Genomic DNA, 25,796 nt, shown 5'->3' on the forward strand with positions numbered 1-25,796 from the left:
TGCCTACATAGACGACCTTTGCGTACCTGATGACTGACCAAGCGCCCGCTATCGACCAACTGCTGAAAAACCTCGATCACGCCATGCTCGCCGACCGCCACCGCTTGCGGCGGCAGCTGCTTGAGCTGCGCAAGAAACCCGATGAGGAAAAACTTGCGCAGTGGGTGACGCGGATGCAGGCCTCCTGCGCCCAGGTGACGGCGCGGCGCGCCAGCCTGCCGGTGATTCGCTATGACGACAGCCTGCCGATCGCCGCCAAGCGTGACGAGATCAAGGAAGCGTTGCTCAAGCATCAGGTGCTGATCATTGCCGGTGAGACCGGTTCGGGTAAAACCACCCAGTTGCCGAAAATCTGCCTGGAAATCGGCCGCGGTCAATATGGCCTGATCGGCCACACCCAGCCGCGGCGGATTGCGGCGCGCAGCGTGGCGAGCCGGGTCGCGGAAGAGTTGGCGACGCCGCTGGGTTCCCTGGTGGGTTATCAGGTGCGGTTTGAAGACCAGAGTGATTCCAACACCCTGATCAAGCTGATGACCGACGGCATCCTGCTGGCCGAAACCCAGAACGACCGCTATCTCGAACGCTACGACACGATCATCGTCGACGAAGCCCACGAACGCAGCCTGAACATCGACTTCCTGCTGGGTTATCTGAAAACCCTGCTGCCGCGTCGCCCGGATCTCAAGGTCATCATCACCTCGGCCACCATCGACCTGGAGCGCTTTTCCAAGCACTTCGACGATGCGCCGATTGTCGAGGTGTCGGGCCGCACTTTCCCGGTGGAAACCTGGTACCGCCCGCTGACCCTGGAGCAGGACGAGGAGGGCAACCGCGTCGAGGACGACCTGACCGTCGACCAGGCGATTCTCGCCACTCTCGATGAGATCGCCGCCTTCGAGCGCAGCGAGCGCAAGAGCCCCGGCGATGTGCTGGTGTTCCTGCCCGGCGAGCGCGAGATTCGCGACGCCGCCGACATGCTGCGCAAGGCCCAGCTCAAGCACACTGAAATCCTGCCGCTGTATGCGCGCCTGTCGCCGGCGGAGCAGCAGCGGATCTTCCAGTCGCACCCAGGCCGGCGTGTGGTGCTGGCGACCAACGTCGCGGAAACCTCGCTGACCGTGCCAGGCATTCGTTATGTGATCGACAGCGGCACCGCGCGCATCAGCCGCTACAGCTACCGGGCCAAGGTGCAGCGACTGCCGATCGAGGCGATTTCCCAGGCCAGTGCCAACCAGCGTAAAGGCCGGTGCGGGCGGGTCGAACCCGGTATCTGCGTGCGCTTGTACAGCGAAGAGGATTTTATTGGGCGCCCGGAATTTACCGACCCCGAGATTCTTCGCACAAACCTCGCGGCCGTAATCCTGCAGATGCTGCACCTGCGCCTGGGCGAGATCACCGATTTCCCGTTTATCGAGCCGCCGGACGGCAAGGCCATCAGCGACGGTTTCAACCTGCTGCAAGAGTTGTCCGCCGTTGACCGCAACAGCCAGCTGACACCGATGGGCCGCCAGTTGGCGCGTCTGCCGGTGGACCCACGCATGGGCCGCATGTTGCTGGAGGCAGCCAAGCTTGGCAGCCTGCAGGAAGTGCTGATCGTCGCCAGCGCCATGTCGATCCAGGACCCGCGCGAGCGTCCGCCGGAGCGCCAGCAAGCCGCCGACCAGGCTCACGCACAATGGAAGGACGCGGATTCGGACTTCGCCGGGTTGGTGAACCTGTGGCGGGGTTTTGAAGAGCAGCGCCAGGAATTGACCGCCAGCCCGCTGCGCAATTGGTGCCGCAAGAATTTCCTGAACTACCTGCGCCTGCGGGAATGGCGTGACTCCCACCGCCAGTTGAGCCTGATCTGTCGCGACATGCAGTTGACCGTCAACAAAGAACCGGCGGACTTCCCCAAACTGCACAAGGCGGTGCTGTCCGGCCTGCTCAGCCAGATTGGCCAGAAGACCGAAGAGGGCGATTACCTCGGCGCGCGTCAGCGGCGTTTCTGGATTCACCCGTCGTCGGGTATTGGCAAGAAGCGTCCGCAATGGCTGATGACCGCCGAGCTGGTGGAAACCACCAAGCTGTACGCGCGGATGGTGGCCAAGATCGACGCCGACTGGGTCGAGCCGTTGGCCGGGCACCTGATCAAGAAAAACCACTTCGAACCCCATTGGGAAAAGAAGCGCGGCCAGGTGGTGGCGTTTGAGCAGATCACCCTGTTCGGGTTGATCATCGTCGGGCGCCGGCCGGTGCATTACGGGCCGATTGATCCGGTGACGTCTCGCGAGCTGTTTATCCGCGAAGGCCTGGTGCGCGGCGAGATCCAGTCCCGGGCCCGCTGCCTGACGGCCAACCAGCAATTGCTGGAGCAGCTTGACGAACTGGAAGCCAAGGCCCGCCGGCGCGATATCCTGGCGGACGAGGAAACGCTGTACGCCTTCTACGATGCGCGCCTGCCCGCCGAGATCCACCAGACTGCGACCTTCGACAGTTGGTACAAGGTCAACAGCCAGAAAGACCCGCAGCTGTTGATCATGCGCGAAGAAGACGTGCTGGCCCGCGAGGCCAGTGAAGTCACCGCCGCCCATTACCCCGACACCTTGCACCTGGGCGACCTGGCCCTGGCCTTGAGTTATCACTTCGAACCCAACCATCCACGGGACGGTGTGACCCTGCGCGTACCGGCGCCGTTGTTGCCGGCCTTGCCACCCGAGCGCCTGGAATGGCTGGTGCCGGGTGTGATCGAGGCCAAGTGCATTGCCCTGGTGCGCAACTTGCCCAAGGCCCTGCGCAAGAACTTCGTGCCGGTGCCGGATTTCGTCAAGGCGGCGTTGCAACGTATCGAGTTCGGCCAAGGCTCGTTGCCTCAGGCCTTGGGGCGTGAGCTGCTGCGCATGACCGGGGCACGGGTCAGCGATGAAGCCTGGGCCGAGGCTGCGCAGCAGGTGGAGAGCCACCTGAAGATGAACCTGGAAGTGGTCGACGGCCAGGGCAAGTTCCTCGGTGAAGGCCGCGACCTGGCCGAGTTGACCGCGCGTTTCGCCGAGGCCAGCCAAGCTGCGTTGGCGGTGCCGCAGACTGCGAAGAGCCAGCAGCCGGTGGAGGCCAAGGTGTTTGCGGCGGTGGCCGAGAAAACCCAGCAAAACATCGCCGGGCTTTCGATGACGGTGTATCCGGCCTTGGTCGAAGAAAACGGCACGGTCAAGGAAGGGCGTTTCTCTACCGCTGCCGAGGCTGAGTTCCAGCACCGTCGAGCCTTGCAGCGCCTGCTGCTGCAACAACTGGCCGAGCCGGCAAAGTTCCTGCGGGGCAAATTGCCGGGCCTGACCGAGTTGGGGTTGATGTACCGCGAGCTGGGGCGTATCGAAGCCCTGGTGGAAGACATTCTGTTGGCCAGCCTCGACAGTTGCGTGCTGGAAGGCGAAGCCAGCCTGCCGCGGGACGGCGCCGGCCTGGCCGCCCTGGCCGAGCGCAAGCGTGGCAGTTGGACCGAGCACGCCGAGCGCCAGGCGCGCCTGACCCTCGAAATTTTGAAACTGTGGCATGGCCTGCAAAAACGCTTCAAGGGCAAGATTGACCTGGCCCAGGCGGTGGCGCTGAATGATATCAAGCAGCAACTGAGCAATCTGGTGTACCCCGGCTTCGTACGGGAAACTCCGGCGCAATGGTTCAAGGAACTGCCGCGCTTCCTCAAGGCCATCGAGCTGCGCCTGGAGAAATTGCCAAGCCAGGTGCAGAAGGACCGGGTCTGGAGTACCGAGTTGGGCGGTTTGTGGAGCCAGTATCAGAACCGCCTGAACAAACACGCCCAGGAAGGCAAGCGCGACCCTCAGCTGGAGCTGTATCGCTGGTGGCTGGAGGAATACCGGGTTTCGCTGTTTGCCCAGCAGTTGGGCACCAAGGTACCGATTTCCGACAAGCGCCTGAGCAAGCAATGGAGCCTGGTCGAAGCGTGACCGACGTGCGGCAAGCAACTCTGGCGAGCGAGCAAGCTCGCTCGCCACAGGGAAGGTGTTTGTGCGGGATAGGCGCCAAGTGTCCGATGTTGTGGCAAACTTCGCGGTTATAAATGCCGGGATCGTCGAGTTGGGCTGGTGCAGCCGTGGCGCGATGGAATAAAGCGTTTCCAGTTTGAAGGCCGCTGGGCGGCATAAAACTACTTACGGTTTGGTACGACGGTACCAATACCCTTCTGCCTGAACAGATTTAGAGGAACGACCGTGCATAACGTCGTCATCAGCGGCACAGGCCTGTACACCCCGGCCAACAGCATCTCCAACGAAGAGCTGGTGCAGTCTTTCAATGCTTACGTGCAACAGTTCAACCTGGATAACGCCGCCGCCATTGAACGCGGTGACGTGGAGGCCCTGACCGAATCCAGCGCCGCCTTTATCGAGAAGGCCTCGGGCATCAAGAGCCGCTTTGTCATGGACAAGGCCGGCATTCTCGACCCGCAGCGCATGGCGCCACGCCTGCCCGAGCGCTCCAACGACGAATGGTCGATCCTCTGCCAGATGGCCGTCAGTGCTGCCGAGCAAGCCTTGCAGCGCGCCGGCAAGACCGCCGCCGATATCGACGGTGTGATCGTCGCCTGTTCCAACCTGCAGCGGGCGTACCCGGCGATTGCCATCGAAGTCCAGGAAGCGCTGGGTATCCAGGGTTTTGGCTTTGACATGAACGTGGCATGTTCCTCGGCGACCTTCGGTATCCAGAACGCCGCCAACAGCATCCAGCTGGGCCAGGCGCGGGCGATCCTGATGGTCAACCCGGAGATCTGCACCGGCCACCTGAACTTCCGCGACCGCGACAGCCATTTCATCTTTGGCGATGCGGCCACCGCCGTGATCCTGGAGCGGGCCGACCTGGCCACTTCCGAGCATCAGTTCGACGTGGTGAGCACGAAGTTGCTGACCAAGTTCTCCAACAACATCCGCAATAACTTCGGCTTCCTCAACCGCGCGGCGGAAGAGGGGATTGGTGCCCCGGACAAGCTGTTCGTGCAGGAAGGCCGCAAGGTCTTCCGTGATGTCTGCCCGATGGTCGCCGAGTTGATCGGCAAGCACCTGTCGGAAAACCAGCTGAATGTCGGCGATGTGAAGCGTTTCTGGCTGCACCAGGCCAACCTCAGCATGAATCACCTGATCGTCAAGAAACTGCTGGGCCGCGAGGCTTCTGTGGAAGAGGCGCCGGTGATCCTCGATACTTACGCCAACACCAGTTCGGCGGGTTCGGTGATTGCGTTCCACACCTACCAGGACGACTTGCCGAAGGGCGCTGTGGCTGTGCTTAGCTCGTTTGGCGCAGGGTATTCGATTGGTAGCGTGATCCTGCGCAAACGCTGATCATGTTTTGAAATCGAGGTCTTGAATGGCAGCAGCGGACGACGCGCACCTGCTTGAACGATTGCTCAAGGGTGAGCAGCGGGCCTACAAGGAGTTGGTCACCACCTACCAGAGCGCGATGCGTGCCGTGGCCTATGCCATCGTTGGCCAGCGCCATGCCGATGAGGTGGTGCAGGACGCCTGGCTGTCGGTGGTGCGTAACCTGGCGAAATTCGAGGGGCGTTCCAGCCTCAAGACCTGGCTGCTGACCATTACTGCCAACTCGGCAAAGGGCCGCTACAAGCAAAACCGCCGGGAAGTACTGCTCGATGACTTGCCGGCGCCCCATGGCACCATCGGTGATGATCGCTTTGTGCCCGACGATGGCCACTGGGCGGTCGCGCCGTTTGCCTGGCATCAGGACACTCCCGAAGCGCTGCTTACCGAAGACGAACTGCGTAATTGCCTGGAGCACACGCTGGCCAGTCTTTCCGAACTGCAAAGCAGCGTACTGCTGCTGCGCGAACGTCAGGGGCTGGAGTTGGAGGAGATTTGTAATCTTCTGACGCTATCGCTCTCCAATGTTCGTGTGCTGTTGCATCGAGCACGGCTTAAAGTCTTCGCCACGGTGGAGCATTTTGAGGAAACCGGCGAATGTTGACCTGTAAGGAACAAGTGGCACGTTCCAGTGACTATCTCGATGGGCAACTGACCTTTCGCGAGCGCCTGCTGGTGCGCCATCACCTGATGTTCTGCCCCAACTGCCGGCGCTTTATCCGGCAGATGCGCTTGATGCAGGCGACGCTGAAGATCCTGCCCGAGCCGCCTATCGCCGATGTTGATGCGTTGGCCGAACGCCTGGCCGCCGAGCGCTCCCGCGACCAATAATATCCATCACTTTTCACACTGAAACGAAGCCCGCATCGACCAAAGATGCGGGCTTTTTTTTGCTGGAAAAACAACCAAGATGAAAAATATTTCATTTTTATCAGGTGTTTTTACATTTTGTATCATCTGCCATTTTCACCAGTTTTCAGGGCTGGAGCCTTGATTTCCGTAGGCTCTGGCTTATTTCGAATGGCTATTAAAAAGTTCCCGAGTAACAAAATCTTTATGTTCCGGCAACCCAGCTGAAATATCCCCTCGCCAAGATCGCCCCCCAACACCAGCGGCTCTAAACCGCGTGTTTTACCAATGCACAAGACCATCAATTAGGGGAATTCTTCGATGATCCGCAAGCACTTCGCCGGTTTCGCGGCCAGCGCCTTGGCCCTGGCCGTCACCGCCCAGGCTTTCGCCGGTACTGTCACTACTGACGGTGCCGATATCGTTGTCAAAACCAAGGGCGGCCTTGAGGTTGCAACCACCGACCAGAATTTCAGCTTCAAGCTGGGTGGTCGTTTGCAGGCCGATTACGGCACGTTTGATGGTTTTTACACCAAGAATGGCAACTCGGCGGACGCCACGTATTTCCGACGCGCCTACCTCGAATTGGGCGGCACGGTGTACAAGGACTGGAAATACCAGATCAACTACGACTTTTCCCACAACTCCGGCAATGCCGATGATGGCTACTTCGACGAAGCGTCCTTCTCGTACGTAGGCTTCAAGCCAGTGGTGATCCGCGCGGGTCGTTTCGACCAGGACTTCGGCCTGGAAAAAGCCACCAGTTCCAAGTGGGTGACCGCCATCGAGCGTAACCTCGGTTATGAAGTCGCCGACTGGATCAACTCCCACGAGAACGGCATGGGCCTGCAGGTCAGCGCCGTGGTGGCTGACATGGCCTACCTGTCCTCCAGCGTGTCGTCCAAGGACATCAACGACAAGGACGGCAAAGGCGTGAAGCAGTTCAACGGCCGTGCCGTGTTTGCGCCGATGCACGACAGCGGCAACGTTTTGCACCTGGGTGTGGACGTGGCGGTGCGTGACCTGAAGGACACCTCGTTCGACTCGCGGATCCGTCCTCGCCTGGACGCTCGTGGCGTTGCCACCAACGGCGGTAACGATGCCGGGGCCAACGGCAACCGTGCGACCTTCGGCGGCGGTGTAGGGCTGGACTCCGGCAACCTGACCGCGAACGACGCCTACGACACCGACACGGTGTTCGGCGGCGAATTTGCCTTCGCCCGCGGTCCGCTGTCCCTGCAGGCCGAATACCTGAACCGCAAGATGAAGGCCGACAGCAGCGCTTATCAGGATGTGAAGGCCACGGGTTTCTACGGCCAGGTGGCCTACACGCTGACCGGCGAGTCCCGGGTCTACAAGCTCGACGGCGCCAAGTTCGACACCATCAAGCCGCAGAACAAGCAGTTCGGTGCGTGGGAAGTGTTCTACCGCTACGACAACATCAGCGTTGACGACAAAAACGTGGTGCGTAACAGCGCGACCCGTGAAGTGGGTGACGCCAAGGCAAGCCTGAACACCATCGGTGTCAACTGGTACGCCAACGAAGCGGTGAAGGTGTCTGCCAACTACCTCAAGGTCAGCACTGACAAGATCCAGAACGCCAATGGCGACGACAGCGGCGACGCCATCGTGGCCCGCGTGCAATACGTGTTCTAGGCAACCTGTAATACCGCTCCAAAGCGCTCTTTCTTCATCCGTCAAAGCGCTCCTCATTTGGTTTGCCCCGCCGTTTGGCGGGGCTTTTTTTTGCGCCGAGTCCTGTAGGCGCGAGCTTGCTCGCGAAGAACCAGAGATCACCGCGTTCTGTCAGAATGGTCGCGTTATCGTTAACGACCATCGCGAGCAAGCTCGCTCCTACACAAAGCCGTGACCGTCGGGGAATGGGATGCCGTTACAACGTTTGAATAACCTGTCCGAGATTGCGCCCGATGAATGGAATGGGTTGGTCCCCGCTGACCAGCCGTTTCTGCGCCATGCGTTCCTCAGTGCCCTGGAAGACAGCGCCAGCATCGGCCCGCACTCTGGCTGGCAGCCGGAGCATTTGCTGCACTATGAAGGTGGCCGGCTGATCGCCGCGTTGCCCAGCTATCGCAAATGGCATTCCTATGGCGAATACGTGTTCGACCACGGCTGGGCTGACGCCTGCGAGCGTGCCGGCATTGATTACTATCCGAAACTGTTGACGGCCGTGCCCTTCAGCCCGGTCAGCGGCCCGCGTCTATTGGCTGCCAGCGCCGAGGACGGTTTCGAACTGCTTAAAAGCCTGCCCGGCTACCTGGAAATCGAAGGCCTTTCCAGCGCCCATATCAACTTTACCGACGCCCTGGCCGACACCGCCCTGGCCCAACAGCCGGGGTGGCTGCAACGTCTGGGCTGCCAGTTTCATTGGCAAAACCGGGGTTACCGTGACTTTCAGGATTTCCTCGACGCGCTGAGTTCGCGCAAGCGAAAACAGATGCGCAAGGAGCGTGAGCAAGTGGCGGGGCAGGGCATCGAGTTCGAGTGGCTGCAAGGCCATGAATTGAGCGAGGCGCAGTGGGATTTTGTCTACGCCTGTTACGCCAACACCTACGCCATACGTCGACAATCGCCGTACCTGACCCGGAATTTTTTCAGCCTGCTGGCCGAGCGCATGCCCGAGGCGATTCGCGTGGTGCTGGCCAAGCAAGGCTCACGGCCGGTGGCCATGGCCTTCAGCCTGATCGGCGGTGACAGTTTTTATGGGCGTTACTGGGGCTGCCTGGCCGAGTTCGACCGGCTGCATTTCGAGACTTGCTTCTACCAAGGCATGGATTACGCGATTGCCCATGGCCTGCAGCGTTTCGACGCCGGCGCCCAGGGCGAGCACAAGTTGATTCGCGGGTTTGAGCCGGTGATCACGCACTCCTGGCATTACCTGCGGCACCCGGGATTGAAGACCGCCGTGGCGGATTTCCTGGAGCGCGAAAGCGTGGGGATCCTGGCATATGCCGAGGAGGCGAGGACAGCCCTGCCTTATCGGCAGGGCTGAACCACTGATCGGTTGACAGGTGCCGAGGGCGGGAGCACTTCGCTATAGTGTATGTACAAAAGTAAATACAGGATGCACCATGCGTTTTGAGTGGGATGAATCCAAAAACCAAATAAACATCCGCAAGCACGGCATAGACTTCAACGACGTATCGGATATTTTTCAACATCCAATATTGTCACAACGTGATACTCGAACGGATTATGACGAAGAACGCTGGGTCAGCATTGGCTGGATAAAATTACTGGTAGGTGTAGTTGTATACACCGAGAGGCGGGGTGACGTAATTCGCATTATTTCCGCCCGAAAAGCAACCAAACAGGAGGCCAAATACTATGTCGAAAGCATCGAAAACTGACTGGGAGCGCCTGGCTAAGATGGACGATCGGGAGATCGATACCAGCGACATCCCCGAGTTGGGAGAAGACTTCTTCCGTCGTGCCGAATTGCGTGTGCCGGTCAAGCAGGCAGTTACTATCCGTCTGGATGCTGACGTTCTTGAGTGGTTCAAGGGGCAAGGGACTGGCTATCAGACGCGCATCAATCAGTTGCTGCGCCAGTATATGCAGGCACATCAAGGCTGATAGAGCACTGGCGAGGTCAGCCCTGCCATATCGGCAGGGCTGAACCCGTCTGGCTCAGGCGGTTTTTTCCGCGCCCAGCCATCGATAGGTTATGCCGCCGATCACCGCACCGAGGATCGGCGCCAGCCAGAACATCCACAACTGCTGCAGCGCCCAACCGCCGACAATCAGCGCCGGGCCGGTACTGCGGGCCGGGTTGACCGAGGTGTTGGTGACCGGGATAGAGATCAGGTGGATCAGCGTCAGCGCCAGGCCAATGGCAATGGGCGCGAAGCCCGTCGGCACACGACGGTCGGTGGCGCCGAGGATGATCAGCACGAACGTCGCCGTCATCACCAGCTCGCACACAAACCCCGCTGCCATCGAATAACCACCAGGCGAATGCTCGCCGTAGCCGTTGCTGGCCAGGCCCGAAGCCAGTTCGAACCCCGGCTTGCCGCTGGCTATGAAGTACAACAATGCAGCGGCAACGACGCCGCCGATTACCTGGGACACGATGTACGCCGGTAACTCCCTGGCCGGAAATCTTCCGCCCACTACCAGCCCCACCGACACTGCAGGGTTCAGGTGACAACCGCTGATGTGCCCGATGGCAAATGCCATGGTCAGCACCGTGAGCCCGAACGCCAGGGCCACACCGAGCACACCGATCCCGACCGGGGACGATGCGGCCAGTACCGCACTGCCGCAGCCACCCAACACCAGCCAAAACGTACCCAGTCCTTCCGTAACGGAACGTTTGAACAGTGACATGAACACATCCTTAATAGATTGCTCTATCTGATTAACGGGTCTGTGATGCATCCCTGCTGCCTTAAATCAGGGCCCTCCTGGGGCCTGATTGGAGTACAGCAGGATTGTGTCGCAAGACCAGCGGGATAGAGAAAACTGTCAGAATTGTTCGGAATTGAGGTCGCGGTTAACCAACGGAATCAGTCTATTCCGACGAAGCCACCGGTCTGGTGTTGCCACAATCGCGCATACAAACCGCCGTGTGCGAGCAATTCGGCATGGCTGCCGGTCTCGGCGATCTGGCCTTTTTCCAGCACCACCAGCCTGTCCATTCTGGCAATGGTGGACAGCCGGTGGGCGATGGCGATCACTGTCTTGCCCTGCATCAGGGTTTCCAGGCTTTCCTGGATCGCCGCTTCGACTTCCGAATCCAGCGCCGAGGTGGCTTCGTCCATGATCAGGATTGGCGCATCCTTGAGCAGCACTCGCGCGATGGCGATGCGCTGACGTTGCCCGCCGGAGAGTTTCACCCCGCGTTCACCGACGTGGGCGTCGAGGCCGGTGCGACCCTCGGCGTCCGACAGCAATGGGATGAACTCGTCGGCGCGGGCCTTGTGCACGGCGGCCCAAAGCTCTTCGTCGGTGGCGTCCGGCTTGCCATACAGCAAGTTGTCGCGGATCGAGCGGTGCAGCAGCGAGGTGTCCTGGGTGATCATGCCGATCTGTTCGCGCAGGGTTTCCTGGGCGACGTCGGCGATGTTCTGGCCGTCGATCAGGATACGGCCGCCTTGCAGGTCGTACAGGCGCAACAGCAGGTTGACCAAGGTGGATTTGCCCGCGCCGGACGGACCGATCAGGCCGATCTTTTCACCCGGTTCAATCGCCAGGTTCAAGCCGCTGATGATCCCGCTCTTCTTGCCGTAGTGGAAATCCACCTGATCGAACCGCACCTCGCCATGGGGCACTTCCAGGCGCGGGGCATTTTCCCGGTCGGTCACTGCCAGCGGCTGGGCGATGGTTTTCAGGCCGTCCTGGACCATGCCGATGTTTTCGAAAATGCCGTTGACCACCCACATGATCCAGCCGGACATGTTGACGATACGAATCACCAGGCCGGTGGCCAGGGCGATGGCGCCCACCGAAATCAGGGATTGGGTCCACAGCCACAGGGCAAGGCCGGTGGTGGTGACAATCAGCAGGCCGTTCATGGTGGTAATCACGATGTCCATGCTGGTCACGACGCGGCTGGCCAACTGGGTTTTCTCGGTCTGCTCGACAATGGCTTCCCTGGCGTAGTTCTGCTCGAAATTGGTATGAGCGAACAGCTTCAAGGTGGTGATGTTGGTGTAGCCGTCGACGATCCGCCCCATCAGTTTTGAACGTGCCTCGGAGGAGATGACCGAGCGCTCCTTGACCCGTGGCACGAAGTACCGCAGGGCCAGGCTGTAGGCGACGATCCAGGTGATCAGCGGGATCATCAGGCGCCAGTCGGCTTCGGCGAACAGCACCAGGGCGCTGATGGCGTAGATCGCCACGTGCCAGATCGCGTCCACGGCGGCCACTGCGGAGTCGCGCAGGGAGTTGCCGGTTTGCATGATGCGCTGGGCAATGCGCCCGGCGAAATCGTTCTGGAAGAAGTTCAGGCTCTGTTTGAGCACATAGCTGTGGTTTTGCCAGCGGATCAGGCTGGTCATGCCGGGGCTGATGGTCTGGTGCACCAGCAGGTCATGCAGGGCGCCGAAAATCGGGCGCAACAGCAGGGCGACCACGGCCATCCAGATCAGCTCGGTGGCGTGGATCTGGAAGAAGTTGGCGGGCGGCGTGCCCTGGGCCAGGTCGATGATGCGGCTCAGGTAGCTGAACAGCGCCACTTCGATCAGCGCGCCGATCAGGCCCACCACCAGCAAGGCGGCAAAGCTTGGCCATACCTGGCGCAGGTAATAGACGTAGAAGGGCAGGACTTTGTCTGGAGGGGCCGCGCTGGGAGGTTCGCGGAAGATGTTGATCAGTTGTTCAAAACGACGATAGAGCATTAGGTCTGACGCCCGCGCGGCGGGCTCTCCTGTTCAAATGCGCGCGACGCCCTGCGGGCCCCGCGCGAAACTCCCTGTAGCCTTCAGTCGATGCGCTTGGCCGACTTGATCAGGACAGGATCGATTGGCACGTTCTGCATGCCCTGTTTGGTGGTGGTCTGCGAGTTGACGATGATGTCGACCACGTCCATGCCCTTGACCACTTTGGCGAACACCGCGTAACCGGCATCACGGCCCGGGTCGAGGAAGGCATTGTCCGCAACGTTGATGAAGAATTGGCTGGTGGCGGAGTTCGGGTCGTTGGTACGCGCCATCGACAGGGTGCCGCGCACGTTATGCAGGCCGTTGCTGGCTTCGTTCTTGATCGGTGCTTCGGTCGGCTTTTGCGACATTTGCTGGGTAAAACCACCGCCCTGCACCATGAAGCCCGGGATTACCCGGTGAAAAATGGTGTTGGTATAGAAGCCCTTGTCGACATAGGCCAGGAAGTTCTTGGTACTGATCGGGGCCTTGACCGGGTCCAGTTCGATCTCGATGTCGCCATTGGTGGTGGTGATCAAGACGTGGGGTGCCTTGGCGGGTTCGGCCGCCATCAGGTTGGCAGCGAACAGTACGGAACCGGCAAAGAAGGCGATTTTTTTCAGCATGGGTCAGTGATCCTGGGTTGTGGTTTCGACTGTCTTGAGAAAATCGAGCAGGGTGTTGTTGAAGCGTTCGGGTTGGTCCAGCGGCGTGGCATGGCGGGAATCCTCGATCACCACCAGCCGCGCATCGGGCAGCAGTTTTACATAGATTTCTTTCTGCGCCACGGGGGTGTAGTCGTGGTCGGCGCTGATGACCAGGGTTGGACAGGATATTTTCGAAAGTTGTTCCTGTACGCCCCAGCCAACAATCGCATCGAAGCTGGCGAGGTAAGCACGTTTGTCGTTTTTTGCCCAGCGTTCGGCCATCTTGCGCCGCAGTTCGGCTTGTTCGGGCTTGGGAAACAGCAGGCTGCCCAGGGCTTTGCCGATGGTGTTCAGGCTGAGGACGCGCGCCAGGCTCCAGCGCTTGGCCCACTGCCAATAGTCGCTGGCGCTGCGAACCTTGACCTGGGGCGCACTGTTGACGATGCACAGGCTCTTGAGCATTTGCGGCTCATCCACTGCCAGTTGAAAGGCGATCATGCCGCCCATGGACAGGCCGACCACGTGGGCCGGCGGCAAATGCAGGTGTTCGATCAAGGCCACCAGGTCGGCGGTGAAGCCGGCGATGCTGTAGCGCTCACGGGGTTTGTCGGAGCGGCCGTGACCGCGCACATCCACCACCACCAGGCGATAGTGTTGGGACAGCACGGGCACTTGCAGTTCCCAGTCCAGGCAACTGGAGCCCAGGCCGTGGATCAGGATCAGCGGCGCGCCGTGGCCATATTCCTCGTAATGCAGGGTGCAACCTTCATGTTCGAAATAGGCCACGTGAACTCCTTGTTCAGGCTTGCTGCGGTGCGGCGAATGGCGCGTCCAGTGGTGCAGTGTCGAAGGTGCGCAGCAACTCGACGAGAATCTGCGTGGCCGGGCCCAGGGGTTTGTCCTTGTTCGAGTAAAGATAGAAGGTCGGGTTGCGGCTGCCACCCCGTTCCAGGGGCAGTAGCTTGAGCAGGCCTTCCTTGAGTTCGCGTTCGATCAGGTGTCGCGGCAGCCAGGCGAAGCCCAGGCCGCTGCTGACGAAGGTGGCGGCGGTGGGCAGGCTGCCGACGGTCCAGCGCTGCTCGGCGCCGAGCCAGCCGACGTCCCGTGGCTGCTGGCGGCCGGAGTCGCGGATCACCACCTGCATGTGGCTTTCCAGATCCTGGAAGCTCAGTTCGCGGTGCAATTGATGCAGCGGATGTTCGGGGTGGGCCACGGCGACAAATTCGACGTCGCTCATTTCCGTACCGAGGTAACCGGGAATGATGAACCCGCTGATGGCGAGGTCGGCCATGCCGTCCATCAACAGCTCTTCGACGCCGGACAACACCTCTTCGCGCAAACGCACCCGGCAGCCACGGCTTTGCGGCATAAAGGCAGTGAGGGCGCGCACCAGGCGGGCGTTGGGGTAAGCGGCATCGACCACCAGCCGCACCTCGGCTTCCCAGCCTTGTTCCATATGGTGGGCCAGGTCTTCCAGTTGGCTGGCGTTTTTCACCAGTTGCCGGGAGCGGCGCAGCAGCACTTCACCGGCTTCGGTGAGCACGGCCTTGCGCCCGTCAATGCGCAGCAGCGGCACGCCGAGCTGATCCTGCATGCGGGCCACGGTGTAGCTCACCGAGGATTGCGAGCGGTGCAGCGCTTCGGCCGCCTGGGCGAAGCCGCCATGGTCGACCACGGCTTGCAAGGTGCGCCATTGATCAAGGGTAACGCGGGGCGCTTTCAAGATGAGCTCCTCTTGTCCTAAGCTGGCGGTCCTTATTGGAGACTGCCGAATGAGAAAATTCTGTTGTGTGCTGCTGGCGTTGCTGCCGTTGAGTGCGTTTGCATTCAGTACCGATGTGACGAAAGACATTCAGGGCGTGAAGATCGATTACAGCGCGTCAGACGTCGACAGCAATATCAGTTCGATCCAACTCACCAACTACGGCCCCAATGACGCGGAGTGCAAGGTACGCTTTACCAATGGTCCGGAAGCCCCGCGTACGCGCAAGGTCACGGTCGCGGCAGGGAAAACCACCAACACCACGGCCAATTTCAGCCGTGCCATCATCAAGATGCGTATCCAGCTGACCTGCGCACCGAAATAAGGCAAAAGCGGAGCTTGCGTACAGCAATACTCCGCTTATAAACAAATTTCTAGATGGGTTATAGCAGTTTTTTACGCTTTTTAATCGAACGGACCCTGTCTAACCTTCACTCCATCGCCTTACAGCATTCACCGATGGAGCTTACATAATCATGGCCCGTGTTCTGATCATCGAAAGCAGTGCCCGTCAGCAGGATTCAATCTCCCGGCAGCTGACCCAACAATTCATCAGCCAATGGAAAGTCGCCCATCCGGCTGATCAGATCACCGTACGAGACCTCGCCATCAACCCGGTTCCGCACCTGGATGCCAATCTGTTGGGCGGCTGGATGAAACCTGCCGAGCAGCGCAGCACGGTTGAACAGGCCTCCCTGGACCGCTCCAACGAACTGACCGATGAGTTGCTGGCCGCCGATGTGTTGGTGATGGCCGCGCCGATGTACAACTTCGCGATTCCCAGCACCCTCAAAGCCTGGCTCGACCATGTGCTGCGTGCCGGTGTGACCTTCAAGTACACCGCCACCGGCCCCCAGGGCCTGCTGACCGACAAGCGTGCCTTTGTGCTGACCGCCCGCGGCGGCATCCACGCCGGTGGCAGCACCGACCACCAGGAACCGTACCTGCGTCAGGTCATGGGCTTTATCGGCATCCATGACGTCACGTTCATTCATGCCGAAGGGGTGAACCTGGGCGGTGATTTCCAGGAGAAGGGTTTGAACCAGGCCAAGGCGTTGTTGGCCCAAGTGGCGTGAGATGTTAATCGTCAGATAATCGCCCGCTGTTTAGATAGCTCCACGCAACCCTTCAAGTACGCGTATCGAACCTCCCTTTGCACTTTTTGCTCCTGAGTGCTCCCGCCCGACTGACGCTTTTAGCGAGGTCGGGTTTTTTTTGCCTTGAGTTTCGTAACGCGCGGAAAACCGCTAATGTCGCGCCCATTCAAAATGAGGCGAGCATGGGCTATCTACTTGTTGTGACGCTGATCCAGGCGTTTTCCTTCAGCTTGATCGGCGAATACCTGGCCGGTCACGTCGACAGTTATTTCGCGGTGCTGGTGCGTGTACTGTTGGCCGGGCTGGTGTTTATCCCGCTGACCCGCTGGCGCACGGTGGAGCCGGCGTTCATGCGCGGCATGCTGTTGATCGGCGCACTGCAGTTCGGCGTGACCTACGTGTGCCTGTACCTGAGCTTTCGCGTACTGACGGTGCCGGAGGTGTTGCTGTTCACCATCCTGACACCGTTGCACGTGACCCTGATCGAAGACGCCCTGAACCGCCGCTTCAACCCGTGGGCGCTGGTGGCCGCACTGGTGGCGGTGGCGGGGGCAGCGGTGATTCGCTTCGACCAGATCACCCCGAACTTCTTCATGGGCTTCCTGCTGCTGCAACTGGCCAACTTCACCTACGCCGCCGGGCAGGTGCTTTACAAGCATCTGGTGGCCCGTCATCCGAGTGACCTGCCGCATTACCGGCGCTTTGGCTACTTCTATCTCGGCGCGTTGGCGGTGGCGTTGCCGGCGTTCCTGATGTTCGGCAAGGCCAACTTCCTGCCGGAAGCGCCGTTGCAATGGGGCGTGCTGGTATTCCTCGGGCTGGTCAGCACGGCACTGGGCATGTACTGGTGGAACAAGGGCGCGTGCATGGTCAACGGTGGCACATTGGCGGTGATGAACAACCTGCATGTGCCGGTGGGGTTGTTGCTGAACTTGCTGATCTGGAATCAGCATGAACCGTTGGGCAGGTTGCTGCTGGGCGGCTTGGTGATTCTCGGGGCGGTGTGGATCAGCCGGCTGGGCCTGCGGTCGTCGGCGCCAATTGCGTCAGCAAAAAATCAATGAATGCGCGGGTCTTTTGCGGCACGCGTCGCGCTGACGAATAAACCGCATTGATGGTGATTGCCGGCGCCTGCCATTCGCAGAGCACCGGCACCAGGCGCCCGGCGCTCAGGGCGTCTTCGACGATAAAGTCCGGCAACAGCGCGATGCCCATCCCGGCCTCTGCCGCCTGGGCCAGCAGGTCGCCGTTGTTGGCGTGCAGAGGGCCGGTAACGTTGACCCGCTGGGTTTCCTGGCCCTTGCTCAGTTGCAGGCTGACGCCGCTTTGCAGATACCCATAATTGAGGCATTGGTGGTGGCGCAGGTCTTGCGGGGTCTGCGGTGTGCCCGCGCGTGCCAGGTAGGCTGGCGCAGCCACCATGATCCGTGGCGCAGGTGCCAACTGGCGGGCGATCATCGTTGAGTCGGGCATGCTGGCGATGCGGATAGTCACGTCGAAACCACCGCGTACCGGGTCGACCTGTTGGTCGCTGAGCACCAGTTGCAGCTCGATATGCGGATGCTGTTCATGGAACAGCGGAATCAATCTTCCCAGGCGATGCAGTCCGAACGACATCGGCGCATTGACCCGCAACACTCCCCGTAACTCCCCGATGCCGTCTCTGGCTCGCTGTTCGGCCTCGTCCAGGGCGGCCAGTACTTCACGCGCAGCTTCAAAATACTCGGCCCCGGCCTCCGTCAAATGCAGGCTGCGGGTGGTGCGCTGAAGCAGTTGCACGCCTATGGATTCTTCCAGCGCCTGAATCTGTTTGCTGACTTTTGAGCGCGGTACGTCCATGGCTCGCGCGGCGGCCGCGAAGCCTTTCTCGCCGACCGTGACGACAAACGCCCGCATGCATTCGATACGGTCCATGATTGTCCCTTTTTTAGAATCAATGATTCTCGATTTTAGGTAATTGTCTCGATTTTATCCATCCCATAAAGTTACTTCCAAGCCGCCAGCCAAGCTTCACAGCGGCGCTGAACGCACCCCTTACCGAATCGAAACCATTAAAAGGAAGTCACCATGTCTATTCGCGAATTGCTCAACCCAACCAACTCCACCCTGATCCTGATCGACCACCAGCCACAGATGGCCTTTGGCGTGCAGTCGATCGATCGCCAGACCCTGAAGAACAACACGGTGGCGCTGGCCAAGGCGGCGAAGATCTTCAACGTGCCGACCATCCTGACCTCGGTTGAGACCAAGAGCTTCAGCGGCTACATCTGGCCGGAACTGCTGGACGTGTTCCCGGACCAGCAGCCAATTGAGCGCACTTCGATGAACTCCTGGGAAGACAAGGCGCTGGTGGCCGCGGTGAAGGCCACCGGGCGCAAGAAGCTGATCATGGCGGCCCTGTGGACCGAGGTGTGCCTGAACTTTCCGGCCCTGGAAGCCCTGGCCGAAGGCTACGAGGTGTACATCGTCACCGACGCCTCCGGCGGCACCAGCAAAGAAGCGCATGACATGTCGGTGCAACGGATGATTCAGGCGGGCGCGGTACCGGTCACCTGGCAGCAAGTGCTGTTGGAATACCAGCGTGACTGGGCTCACAAGGAAACCTACGACGCGGTGATGGGCCTGGTACAGGAGCACAGCGGCGCTTACGGCATGGGCGTGGATTACGCCTACACCATGGTTCACGGCGCGCCGCAGCGTCAGGTCAAGTAAGGTCCAACAAAAAAAATACGGCACAACTCGGGTTGTGCCGTTTTTTGTTGCTACATCACTGCCTTTTCCGCCGGGGGCAGGTGACTGGCCCCCAGCACCGCCGGCAACATCCCCGCCCGCAAGTCACCGCCGCTCGGCTGCTGGTACAGGCTCAAACCAAATTCCGGCAGCACCGCCAGCAGGTAGTCGAAGATATCGCCCTGGATCCGCTCGTAGTCGGCCCATGCGGTGGTGCGTGTGAAGCAGTAGATCTCCAGCGGGATGCCTTGGGCGGTGGTCTGCATCTGCCGCACCATGCAGGTCATGTTCGGCTGGATCTCCGGATGGCTTTTCAGATAGGCCAAGGCATACGCGCGGAAGGTGCCGATATTGGTCATGCGTCGGCGGTTGGCGGACATCGCCGCGACATTGCCCTGGGCTTCGTTCCAGGCCTTGAGCTCGGCCTTCTTGCGGCTCATGTAGTCGGTCAGCAGGTGTACCTGGGTGAGCTTCAGCTCTTCGTCGTCGCGGATGAAACGCACGCCGCTGGCGTCGATATACAGGCTGCGCTTGATCCGCCGGCCACCGGAGGCCTGCATGCCGCGCCAGTTCTTGAACGACTCGGACATCAGGCGCCAGGTGGGAATCGAGACGATGGTCTTGTCGAAGTTCTGCACTTTGACGGTGTGCAGGGTGATGTCGACCACGTCACCGTCGGCGCCGACCTGGGGCATTTCGATCCAGTCGCCGACCCGCAGCATGTCGTTGCTGGTCAGTTGCACACTGGCGACGAACGACAGCAGGGTGTCCTTGTAGACCAACAGAATCACCGCCGACATTGCACCCAGACCGGAAAGCAGCAGCAGTGGCGAGCGGTCGATCAACGTGGCGACGATGATGATTGCGCCAAACACGAACAGCACCATCTTCGCCAACTGCACATAGCCCTTGATCGAGCGGGTGCGGGCGTGTTCGGTGCGGGCGTAGATATCCAGCAGGGCGTTGAGCAGTGCACTGATCGCCAGCACCATGAACAGAATGGTGAACGCCAGGGCGACATTGCCGATGAACAGGGTGGCGGTCTTGCTCAGGTCCGGCACCAGGTACAGGCCGAACTGGATCACCAGTGACGGCGTCATCTGTGCCAGGCGATGGAAGACTTTGTTGTGCCGCAGGTCATTGAGCCAGTGCAGCGCGGGTTGCCGGCCCAGCAGCTTGACGGCGTGCAGGATGAGGTACCGGGCCACTCGTCCGAGCAGCAATGCCACTACCAGCAACACCATCAGCGCGAGGCTGGAATGCAGCAGCGGGTGTTCGTCGAGGGTGCCCCAAAGGTCTTTGACGTTGAGCCAGAGCTGTTTGATATCCATGGGTAAACGCGATTCTTCTGTAAGACGTGACGGGCCGATTAGAGCATTTAAGTACGTCAAAGTTGTGGTTGTGGACAAATCCCCTGACAAAAAAGCGCCTGATTAACCCAGTTCGCGTAAAGAAACTCGGCCTGAGCGCCCGAAACCGTTACCCTATGCAGCTGTTTTTTTGTATTTCTTCGAGGTAGCACCCGTGTTTTCCCAATTCGCCCTGCACGAACGCCTGCTCAAAGCCGTGGCCGAGCTTAAATTTGTCGAGCCAACGCCTGTGCAAGCAGCGGCCATCCCGCTCGCGCTCGAAGGGCGTGACCTGCGGGTGACGGCTCAAACCGGGAGTGGCAAGACCGCCGCTTTCGTCCTGCCGATTCTTAACCGTCTGATCGGCCCGGCGAAAGTCCGTGTCAGCATCAAGACCCTGATCCTGCTGCCGACCCGCGAACTGGCCCAGCAGACCTTGAAGGAAGTGGAGCGCTTCTCGCAGTTCACTTTCATCAAGTCCGGCCTGATCACCGGCGGCGAAGACTTCAAGGTCCAGGCCGCCATGCTGCGCAAGGTGCCGGACATCCTGATCGGCACCCCGGGCCGGATGATCGAACAACTGAACGCCGGCAACCTGGACCTCAAGGAAGTTGAAGTCCTGGTGCTCGACGAAGCCGACCGCATGCTCGACATGGGCTTTGCCGACGACGTGCAGCGCCTGGTGCAAGAGTGCGTCAACCGCCAGCAGACCATGCTGTTCTCGGCCACCACCGGTGGTTCGACCCTGCGCGAGATGGTCGCCAAGGTCCTGAACAACCCTGAGCACCTGCAGGTCAACAACGTCAGCGACCTGAACTCGACCACCCGTCAGCAGATCATCACTGCTGACCACAACGTGCACAAAGAGCAGATCCTCAACTGGTTGCTGGCCAACGAGACCTATCAGAAGGCTATCGTGTTCACCAACACCCGGGCCATGGCCGACCGCATCTACGGTCGCCTGGTGGCTCAGGAGTACAAGGCGTTCGTCCTGCACGGTGAGAAAGACCAGAAGGACCGCAAGCTGGCCATCGACCGCCTCAAGCAAGGCGGCGTGAAGATCCTGGTCGCCACCGACGTTGCCGCCCGCGGCCTGGACGTGGATGGCCTGGACATGGTGATCAACTTTGATATGCCCCGCAGCGGCGACGAATACGTACACCGTATCGGTCGTACCGGGCGTGCCGGCAACGATGGCCTGGCGATCTCGCTGATCTGCCATGGCGACTGGAACCTGATGTCGAGCATCGAGCGCTACTTGAAGCAGTCGTTCGAGCGCCGCACCATCAAGGAAGTCAAAGGCACCTACGGCGGGCCGAAGAAGGTCAAGGCATCGGGCAAGGCCGTTGGCGTGAAGAAGAAAAAGGTCGACGCCAAGGGCGACAAGAAGAAGGCCGGTGCCAAGTCGCCGACCAAGCGCAAGATTGCCAACCGTCCAAAGACCGACAACCTGTCGTTGGTCAGCAAGGACGGCATGGCGCCTCTGAAGCGCCGCAAGCCGGAAGCACCGGCTGCCGAGTAAGGCTTGAGCCATAAAAAAACCGGACAATGTCCGGTTTTTTTTCGCCTCAGTTTTTGGCCTTGGCCGCTGCTTCGTCCATTTCCTTGAGGCGCTGGTCGATCAGTTGGCACTTGTCGGGCAGGTCCGCGCTGGCGGTTTCCAGCTTCATGTTCTGCAGTTCTTCGTTGATCTCCTTGGCCTTCTCCGGGTTCTGTTGGGTGAGCTTGGTCACTTCCTTGGCCAGTTGTTCACGTTTGGCGGTGGCTTCTTCGAGCGTGCAGGCCCAGGCGGGCAGGGCGGCAAGCAGCGTGGCGGCGACGACCATATTCAGCAGGGTTTTCATGATTCGGACCTCCATGGCGGTGATGAACGGTTGAGGGCCGTGAGCACTGAAAAGTTCAGCGAAATCGCATCCGTCCGCTAGGCTGAACGGACGACGGGTCCGGCATGTCACACCTTTGAAGGGCCTATTTCGTGTGCCTTCAGGAGGAATCAGGATGACGACTTACGATTGGGATTTGATCGAACGATTGCTGCATGAGGTACAGAACGGTGGCGCCAACTTCGCCCCGCGCAAATATGCCGAGGAGGAAGCCGCTGAAAGGGCTAATGCTAGAGAGCCCATCGGTAACCTTGATAAGTTCAAAAAGACCGCAGCGGATTACGAGGCGTTGTTGTTCAAGCACGGCTTTATTGAGTCGAGGTCAGAGGAAGAGTGCGGCAATGGGGAGAATTTCAAATTGACCCCGCGCGGCTCACAGCTGCTGAGCCTGATCGACAGCAGCATCCCCGGCAATAATCACCCCCGGCAGGTGCTGGACGAACAGGCGGATGCGCTGGATCCGGCGACGTTTGATGAAGTGGCTTCGAAAGCACAGATTGCCTGATGTCTACGGGGTGCCAGCCTTCAGGCATTTAAGGGCCTTGAAATCGCTGCGCACCTTGTCGATCTTCTGCGTGAGCTTCTGGCGTTGCGGCACTGTGCTTTCCGCCATCAGGTCGACGATCAGGCTGCGGGCGGCGGCTTCGGTCTGGGCGTAGGCCTGGCGATATTCCGGCGTCCACAGGCTTTCGCGGTTCACCAGCAGTTGCTCGATCTTCTGTGGGAAATCGCTGCTGTGGCGGTCTTTGACGGCTGCGATAAATAGTGTTTGCCAGTGGGCGCGGTTGCCAATCCATTGTTGGTTCTGCTCACCCAAGGCGATCGACCAGGCGGTGACGCGATTCTGCTGGCTGGCACTTAACGGCCCGAGCCACGCATCGAGGCGCTTGTTCATGCGCTCGGCGCGTTCCTTGATCTGCTGCTCGAGGGGCGGTTTCAGGTATTCGTCCTGACGCTTGCGCAGGTCCTTGGCGAACGCTTGCTCCATATCCTGTACTTGCTGGTCGTCCAGCCCCTGCAGTAGCTCGACGGCGGACGGCGTGATCGCCCGGGCGCTCTCGGCAATAGCTTGTTTGGCTTCGGCGGTACGGGTTTGCAGGGCGGCGTCGGTCACCTGGTTGGTGTCGACCATCTGTTGCAGGCGATCGAGCCAGTCCAGGTAGCCCGGCAACTGGGTGGTGCAATGCCAGGCCAGGTGTTCCTTGAGTGTGTCGTTGAACCAGCTCTTCTGCCCGGCGTTCATTTCCAGGTAGTCGCTGAGGGTCCAGGGGATGATCACATCCAGATTGCGATAGGCCAGGCCCACCCGATTGCAGCCGGCAAGCACCAGGCTGAGGGTCAGCAACATCACCAGAAATTTTAACCGACGCAGCATGAGCGAGTCCTTGCGCAGACGAGAGTATTGCATCTGAACCCGTCAGGGCAGCGACAGTTCAGCCCATCAATAAAACGCCCGCTCGGCCTTCAGGGTCAACAGCCCGTCGCATTGCGAGTTGTGTCCGGAGTAGGCCGAGCAATCGCCGCCGCTGAGGCTGGAGTCGCTGTAGATCAGGTTCAGGTCGACGCCCATCCATGGCCTGGAAAATTGTACCGACCAGTCGCTGAAGCTGCGGATCGAGCTGCCATCGGCCACCGAGACCGGGGTGCCGAGCTGGTGGGTGGTGTATTTCATGCTGACGCCGATGCCGAACGGCTTGGTGCCGCCGAGGTCGGCGAACAGGGTGCTGTCCTGCCGGTCCGGGTCGTTGCTGAAGGAGGCGCCGAAGCGATTGCCCAGCAAGGTCAGGCCGCCGTAGAACTCCTGGCTGTCGAGGGGGCTCAGCTTGGGATAGCTGTAGTGAATCATCCCCAGTTCATAACCCAGGGTCTGGTCGAAGGGGCGTTTGAAACCCAGGTAAGAGTCGACTTCCAGGTTGCTGGTCGGGGAAATGCCCATGCTCGGTGAGAATTGGCCGAGGTACAGGCCGCTGCCGTGGCTCAGGTCCAGGCCGCCATGGAACGAGTCGCTCCCGGGCGCCGTGGGCTTTACCAGGCCTTGAGCCATGCTTCGGCTGGGTGTCGTGCCCAATTTCAGGTCGAAATCACCCAATTCACGCTGGAAAACCTGCGCTTCGGCGAGGGGGCTGGCCAACAGGGCACCGGCCAGGAATATGCAGGATTTGAGCATGCTTCACTCCATGAAAAGCGAGGAGCAGTAACGGGAAATATCAGGCAAATGCCCGATCTAGACGTGTGCAAGCATACCGGCGATGGTTCGCAGATGAGGCCCGTTCGTCGATTGGCGTAATAAAGGGGTGTATCAGGGGGTAGTGCGGGCTCTAGTCCTAGCGCCTTGAAAGGCAAAGCGCATAGGGACCAGGTGTAATGCGCGAGTCTTACTTTTTACCCAGGGTGATCTGCTTGGACGGGCCGAAAGTCTGGCCGCTTACGCCTTTGGCAATCTGCTGGATTTCGCCGCCCTGCTTGAGGAATGCAGCAATTTGGCTGTTGATCGATTCGCTGGTTTCAACGGCGGGAGCTGGCTTTGCTTTGCTGTTGGATGCTTTTACGCGCATGGCGGCCACTAACCTGTAGAGAATTAACTTGGCCATGCATCGTACATGAAATGCTTGACAATTGCTTGGCAAATATCCCCCTGAAATATACGCAGGGTTTATGATTCGCCTGGATTATTAAGTGAAATACTCACCTAACTTGCTGTTTTAACTCGAATCCCTCGAGGAAATCCGGCCGTGGGTACTGGCCGGATTCAGCCCGATGACCTGACGAGCGGGGCGCTTCTCGGCAAACCCATGATTTTTCAGGCCTGTACGCCGGTACGCGGGACCGCCGTCGTCAACTCGGGTAGAATGCCGCCCACGCAATGAGGGTATTTGAGATGGCTTTAGTCGGGCGCTACAACAGCTTGCAAGTGGTTAAACACACTAACTTTGGTTTGTACCTGGATGGTGATCAAGAGGGCGAAATCCTCTTGCCCAACCGATATATCCCCAAAGATATTCCCAGTGAAGATGAAGACTGGCTCAACGTTTTCATTTATCTGGACAGCGATGACAAACTTATCGCGACCACCGAAAAACCAAAAGTACAGGTGGGTGAATTTGCCAGTCTGAAAGTGGTTGAAGTCAACAGTATCGGTGTATTCCTCGATTGGGGCCTGCCCAAGGATCTGCTGCTGCCTTACTCCGAAGAAAAGCGCCAGCTGACCGCCGGTGAGTATTGCGTGGTACACGTCTACCTCGACAAACACACCAAGCGCATCACCGCCACCGCACGCCTTGACCGCTACCTGGACAAAACCCCGGCCACCTACAAGGTCGGCCAGGAAGTTGACTTGCTGGTGGCTGAAGCCACCGACATGGGCTTCAAGGCCATTATCAACAACAAGCACTGGGGCCTGATCCACAAGAACGAAGTGTTCAAGTTCCTGCGCCCGGGCAAGGAAGAGAAAGGCTTCATCAAGGAAATCCGCGCCGACGGCAATATCAGCCTGAGTCTGCAGCCTGTGGGTGAAGAAGCGGCCTCCAGCCTGAACTCCAAGATCCTCGCCAAGTTGCGCGACAACAACGGCACCTTGCCGGTCAGCGATAAAAGCGACCCGGCACTGATCAGCAGTTTGTTCGGTGTCAGCAAAGGCAACTTCAAGAAGGCCATCGGCGCCCTCTACAAGCAGGGTCAGATTGTGATCCACGCGGATCGCATTGAACTAAGCTGATCGCGGTTTGCTCTTCTGTAG

General features: G+C 59.8%; 26 protein-coding genes. 15 read left to right on the top strand and 11 right to left on the bottom strand.

What is annotated here, in order from left to right:
- The first annotated feature begins 29 nt into the window (after positions 1–29).
- The 8 genes from hrpA to ACW9I6_RS06885 all read left to right on the top strand — a co-directional run bounded on the left by hrpA (position 30) and on the right by ACW9I6_RS06885 (position 9,806).
- The gene (gene hrpA / locus ACW9I6_RS06850; RefSeq protein ID WP_134325915.1) at positions 30–3,941 is read left to right on the top strand and encodes an ATP-dependent RNA helicase HrpA; all 3,912 of its coding nucleotides are present in this window, start codon (positions 30–32) and stop codon (positions 3,939–3,941) included.
- Positions 3,942–4,205: 264 nt separating this feature from the next.
- The gene (locus ACW9I6_RS06855) at positions 4,206–5,327 is read left to right on the top strand and encodes a beta-ketoacyl-ACP synthase III (protein WP_003210699.1); all 1,122 of its coding nucleotides are present in this window, start codon (positions 4,206–4,208) and stop codon (positions 5,325–5,327) included.
- A 25-nt stretch (positions 5,328–5,352) separates the two neighbouring features.
- Complete coding sequence (locus ACW9I6_RS06860) at positions 5,353–5,967, top strand: RNA polymerase sigma factor (protein WP_008437987.1); 615 nt, start codon at positions 5,353–5,355, stop codon at positions 5,965–5,967.
- Complete coding sequence (locus ACW9I6_RS06865) at positions 5,961–6,194, top strand: anti-sigma factor family protein (protein ID WP_003210701.1); 234 nt, start codon at positions 5,961–5,963, stop codon at positions 6,192–6,194. Before ACW9I6_RS06860 ends, ACW9I6_RS06865 begins: the two co-directional genes overlap by 7 nt.
- A 339-nt stretch (positions 6,195–6,533) precedes the next feature.
- Positions 6,534–7,868, top strand: coding sequence for an OprO/OprP family phosphate-selective porin (locus tag ACW9I6_RS06870; protein ID WP_003210703.1), 1,335 nt, complete (start codon positions 6,534–6,536; stop codon positions 7,866–7,868).
- A 229-nt stretch (positions 7,869–8,097) separates the two neighbouring features.
- Complete coding sequence (locus tag ACW9I6_RS06875) at positions 8,098–9,222, top strand: GNAT family N-acetyltransferase (protein ID WP_457339085.1); 1,125 nt, start codon at positions 8,098–8,100, stop codon at positions 9,220–9,222.
- Between the two features lie 79 nt (positions 9,223–9,301).
- Positions 9,302–9,580, top strand: a complete 279-nt coding sequence (locus tag ACW9I6_RS06880; RefSeq protein WP_177050393.1) for a BrnT family toxin — start codon at positions 9,302–9,304, stop codon at positions 9,578–9,580.
- Positions 9,558–9,806: a BrnA antitoxin family protein gene (locus ACW9I6_RS06885; RefSeq protein ID WP_003210705.1), complete on the top strand. Its 249-nt coding sequence runs from the start codon at positions 9,558–9,560 to the stop codon at positions 9,804–9,806. The genes ACW9I6_RS06880 and ACW9I6_RS06885 overlap by 23 nt, the downstream gene beginning before the upstream one ends.
- Positions 9,807–9,860: 54 nt before the next feature.
- On the opposite strand, the gene aqpZ is transcribed toward ACW9I6_RS06885, so the two are convergent.
- The 5 genes from aqpZ to ACW9I6_RS06910 all read right to left on the bottom strand — a co-directional run bounded on the left by aqpZ (position 9,861) and on the right by ACW9I6_RS06910 (position 14,962).
- Complete coding sequence (gene aqpZ, locus ACW9I6_RS06890) at positions 9,861–10,559, bottom strand: aquaporin Z (protein WP_457339086.1); 699 nt, start codon at positions 10,557–10,559, stop codon at positions 9,861–9,863.
- Positions 10,560–10,738: 179 nt separating this feature from the next.
- Positions 10,739–12,571 (bottom strand): ABC transporter ATP-binding protein, encoded by a 1,833-nt coding sequence (locus ACW9I6_RS06895; protein WP_457339087.1) that lies wholly within the window; start codon positions 12,569–12,571, stop codon positions 10,739–10,741.
- 83 nt (positions 12,572–12,654) lie between these two features.
- Complete coding sequence (locus ACW9I6_RS06900; RefSeq protein ID WP_003210708.1) at positions 12,655–13,218, bottom strand: peptidylprolyl isomerase A; 564 nt, start codon at positions 13,216–13,218, stop codon at positions 12,655–12,657.
- Between the two features lie 3 nt (positions 13,219–13,221).
- Positions 13,222–14,025: an alpha/beta fold hydrolase gene (locus ACW9I6_RS06905; RefSeq protein WP_102605388.1), complete on the bottom strand. Its 804-nt coding sequence runs from the start codon at positions 14,023–14,025 to the stop codon at positions 13,222–13,224.
- A 13-nt stretch (positions 14,026–14,038) separates the two neighbouring features.
- The gene (locus ACW9I6_RS06910; RefSeq protein WP_003210710.1) at positions 14,039–14,962 is read right to left on the bottom strand and encodes a LysR family transcriptional regulator; all 924 of its coding nucleotides are present in this window, start codon (positions 14,960–14,962) and stop codon (positions 14,039–14,041) included.
- 49 nt (positions 14,963–15,011) lie between these two features.
- Between ACW9I6_RS06910 and ACW9I6_RS06915 the strand changes: the two genes are divergently transcribed.
- From ACW9I6_RS06915 to ACW9I6_RS06925, 3 genes are all read left to right on the top strand, one after another.
- Positions 15,012–15,326, top strand: coding sequence for a hypothetical protein (locus ACW9I6_RS06915; RefSeq protein ID WP_032899698.1), 315 nt, complete (start codon positions 15,012–15,014; stop codon positions 15,324–15,326).
- Between the two features lie 151 nt (positions 15,327–15,477).
- Complete coding sequence (locus ACW9I6_RS06920; protein ID WP_003210712.1) at positions 15,478–16,077, top strand: FMN-dependent NADH-azoreductase; 600 nt, start codon at positions 15,478–15,480, stop codon at positions 16,075–16,077.
- Between the two features lie 203 nt (positions 16,078–16,280).
- Complete coding sequence (locus tag ACW9I6_RS06925; protein ID WP_178965536.1) at positions 16,281–17,162, top strand: carboxylate/amino acid/amine transporter; 882 nt, start codon at positions 16,281–16,283, stop codon at positions 17,160–17,162.
- Here the strand turns inward: ACW9I6_RS06925 and ACW9I6_RS06930 are convergent.
- Positions 17,107–18,012, bottom strand: coding sequence for a LysR substrate-binding domain-containing protein (locus ACW9I6_RS06930; RefSeq protein ID WP_457339088.1), 906 nt, complete (start codon positions 18,010–18,012; stop codon positions 17,107–17,109). The genes ACW9I6_RS06925 and ACW9I6_RS06930 overlap by 56 nt on opposite strands.
- A 153-nt stretch (positions 18,013–18,165) precedes the next feature.
- Between ACW9I6_RS06930 and ACW9I6_RS06935 the strand changes: the two genes are divergently transcribed.
- Positions 18,166–18,810, top strand: coding sequence for a hydrolase (locus ACW9I6_RS06935; protein WP_457339089.1), 645 nt, complete (start codon positions 18,166–18,168; stop codon positions 18,808–18,810).
- A 50-nt stretch (positions 18,811–18,860) separates the two neighbouring features.
- On the opposite strand, the gene ACW9I6_RS06940 is transcribed toward ACW9I6_RS06935, so the two are convergent.
- Positions 18,861–20,159, bottom strand: coding sequence for a mechanosensitive ion channel family protein (locus ACW9I6_RS06940; RefSeq protein ID WP_003210716.1), 1,299 nt, complete (start codon positions 20,157–20,159; stop codon positions 18,861–18,863).
- A gap of 193 nt (positions 20,160–20,352) precedes the next feature.
- Here ACW9I6_RS06940 and ACW9I6_RS06945 point away from each other — a divergent pair, with 193 nt between their 5' ends.
- Entirely contained in the window at positions 20,353–21,699 is a 1,347-nt protein-coding gene (locus ACW9I6_RS06945; RefSeq protein WP_003210717.1) for a DEAD/DEAH box helicase, read from the top strand.
- 46 nt (positions 21,700–21,745) lie between these two features.
- On the opposite strand, the gene ACW9I6_RS06950 is transcribed toward ACW9I6_RS06945, so the two are convergent.
- Complete coding sequence (locus ACW9I6_RS06950) at positions 21,746–22,021, bottom strand: hypothetical protein (protein WP_457339090.1); 276 nt, start codon at positions 22,019–22,021, stop codon at positions 21,746–21,748.
- A gap of 154 nt (positions 22,022–22,175) precedes the next feature.
- Between ACW9I6_RS06950 and ACW9I6_RS06955 the strand changes: the two genes are divergently transcribed.
- Positions 22,176–22,565: a hypothetical protein gene (locus ACW9I6_RS06955; protein ID WP_008438132.1), complete on the top strand. Its 390-nt coding sequence runs from the start codon at positions 22,176–22,178 to the stop codon at positions 22,563–22,565.
- Positions 22,566–22,568: 3 nt separating this feature from the next.
- On the opposite strand, the gene ACW9I6_RS06960 is transcribed toward ACW9I6_RS06955, so the two are convergent.
- From ACW9I6_RS06960 to ACW9I6_RS06970, 3 genes are all read right to left on the bottom strand, one after another.
- The gene (locus ACW9I6_RS06960) at positions 22,569–23,435 is read right to left on the bottom strand and encodes a DUF6279 family lipoprotein (protein WP_177008948.1); all 867 of its coding nucleotides are present in this window, start codon (positions 23,433–23,435) and stop codon (positions 22,569–22,571) included.
- 66 nt (positions 23,436–23,501) lie between these two features.
- Positions 23,502–24,227, bottom strand: coding sequence for a TorF family putative porin (locus ACW9I6_RS06965; protein WP_003210721.1), 726 nt, complete (start codon positions 24,225–24,227; stop codon positions 23,502–23,504).
- A 208-nt stretch (positions 24,228–24,435) separates the two neighbouring features.
- Positions 24,436–24,615, bottom strand: a complete 180-nt coding sequence (locus ACW9I6_RS06970; protein WP_003210722.1) for a hypothetical protein — start codon at positions 24,613–24,615, stop codon at positions 24,436–24,438.
- A gap of 323 nt (positions 24,616–24,938) precedes the next feature.
- Between ACW9I6_RS06970 and ACW9I6_RS06975 the strand changes: the two genes are divergently transcribed.
- A complete protein-coding gene (locus ACW9I6_RS06975; RefSeq protein WP_008438162.1) occupies positions 24,939–25,775 on the top strand; it encodes a CvfB family protein in 837 nt (278 codons plus the stop codon).
- The last annotated feature ends 21 nt before the right edge of the window (positions 25,776–25,796 follow it).

The organism is Pseudomonas sp. SDO5522_S412 (assembly GCF_054071215.1).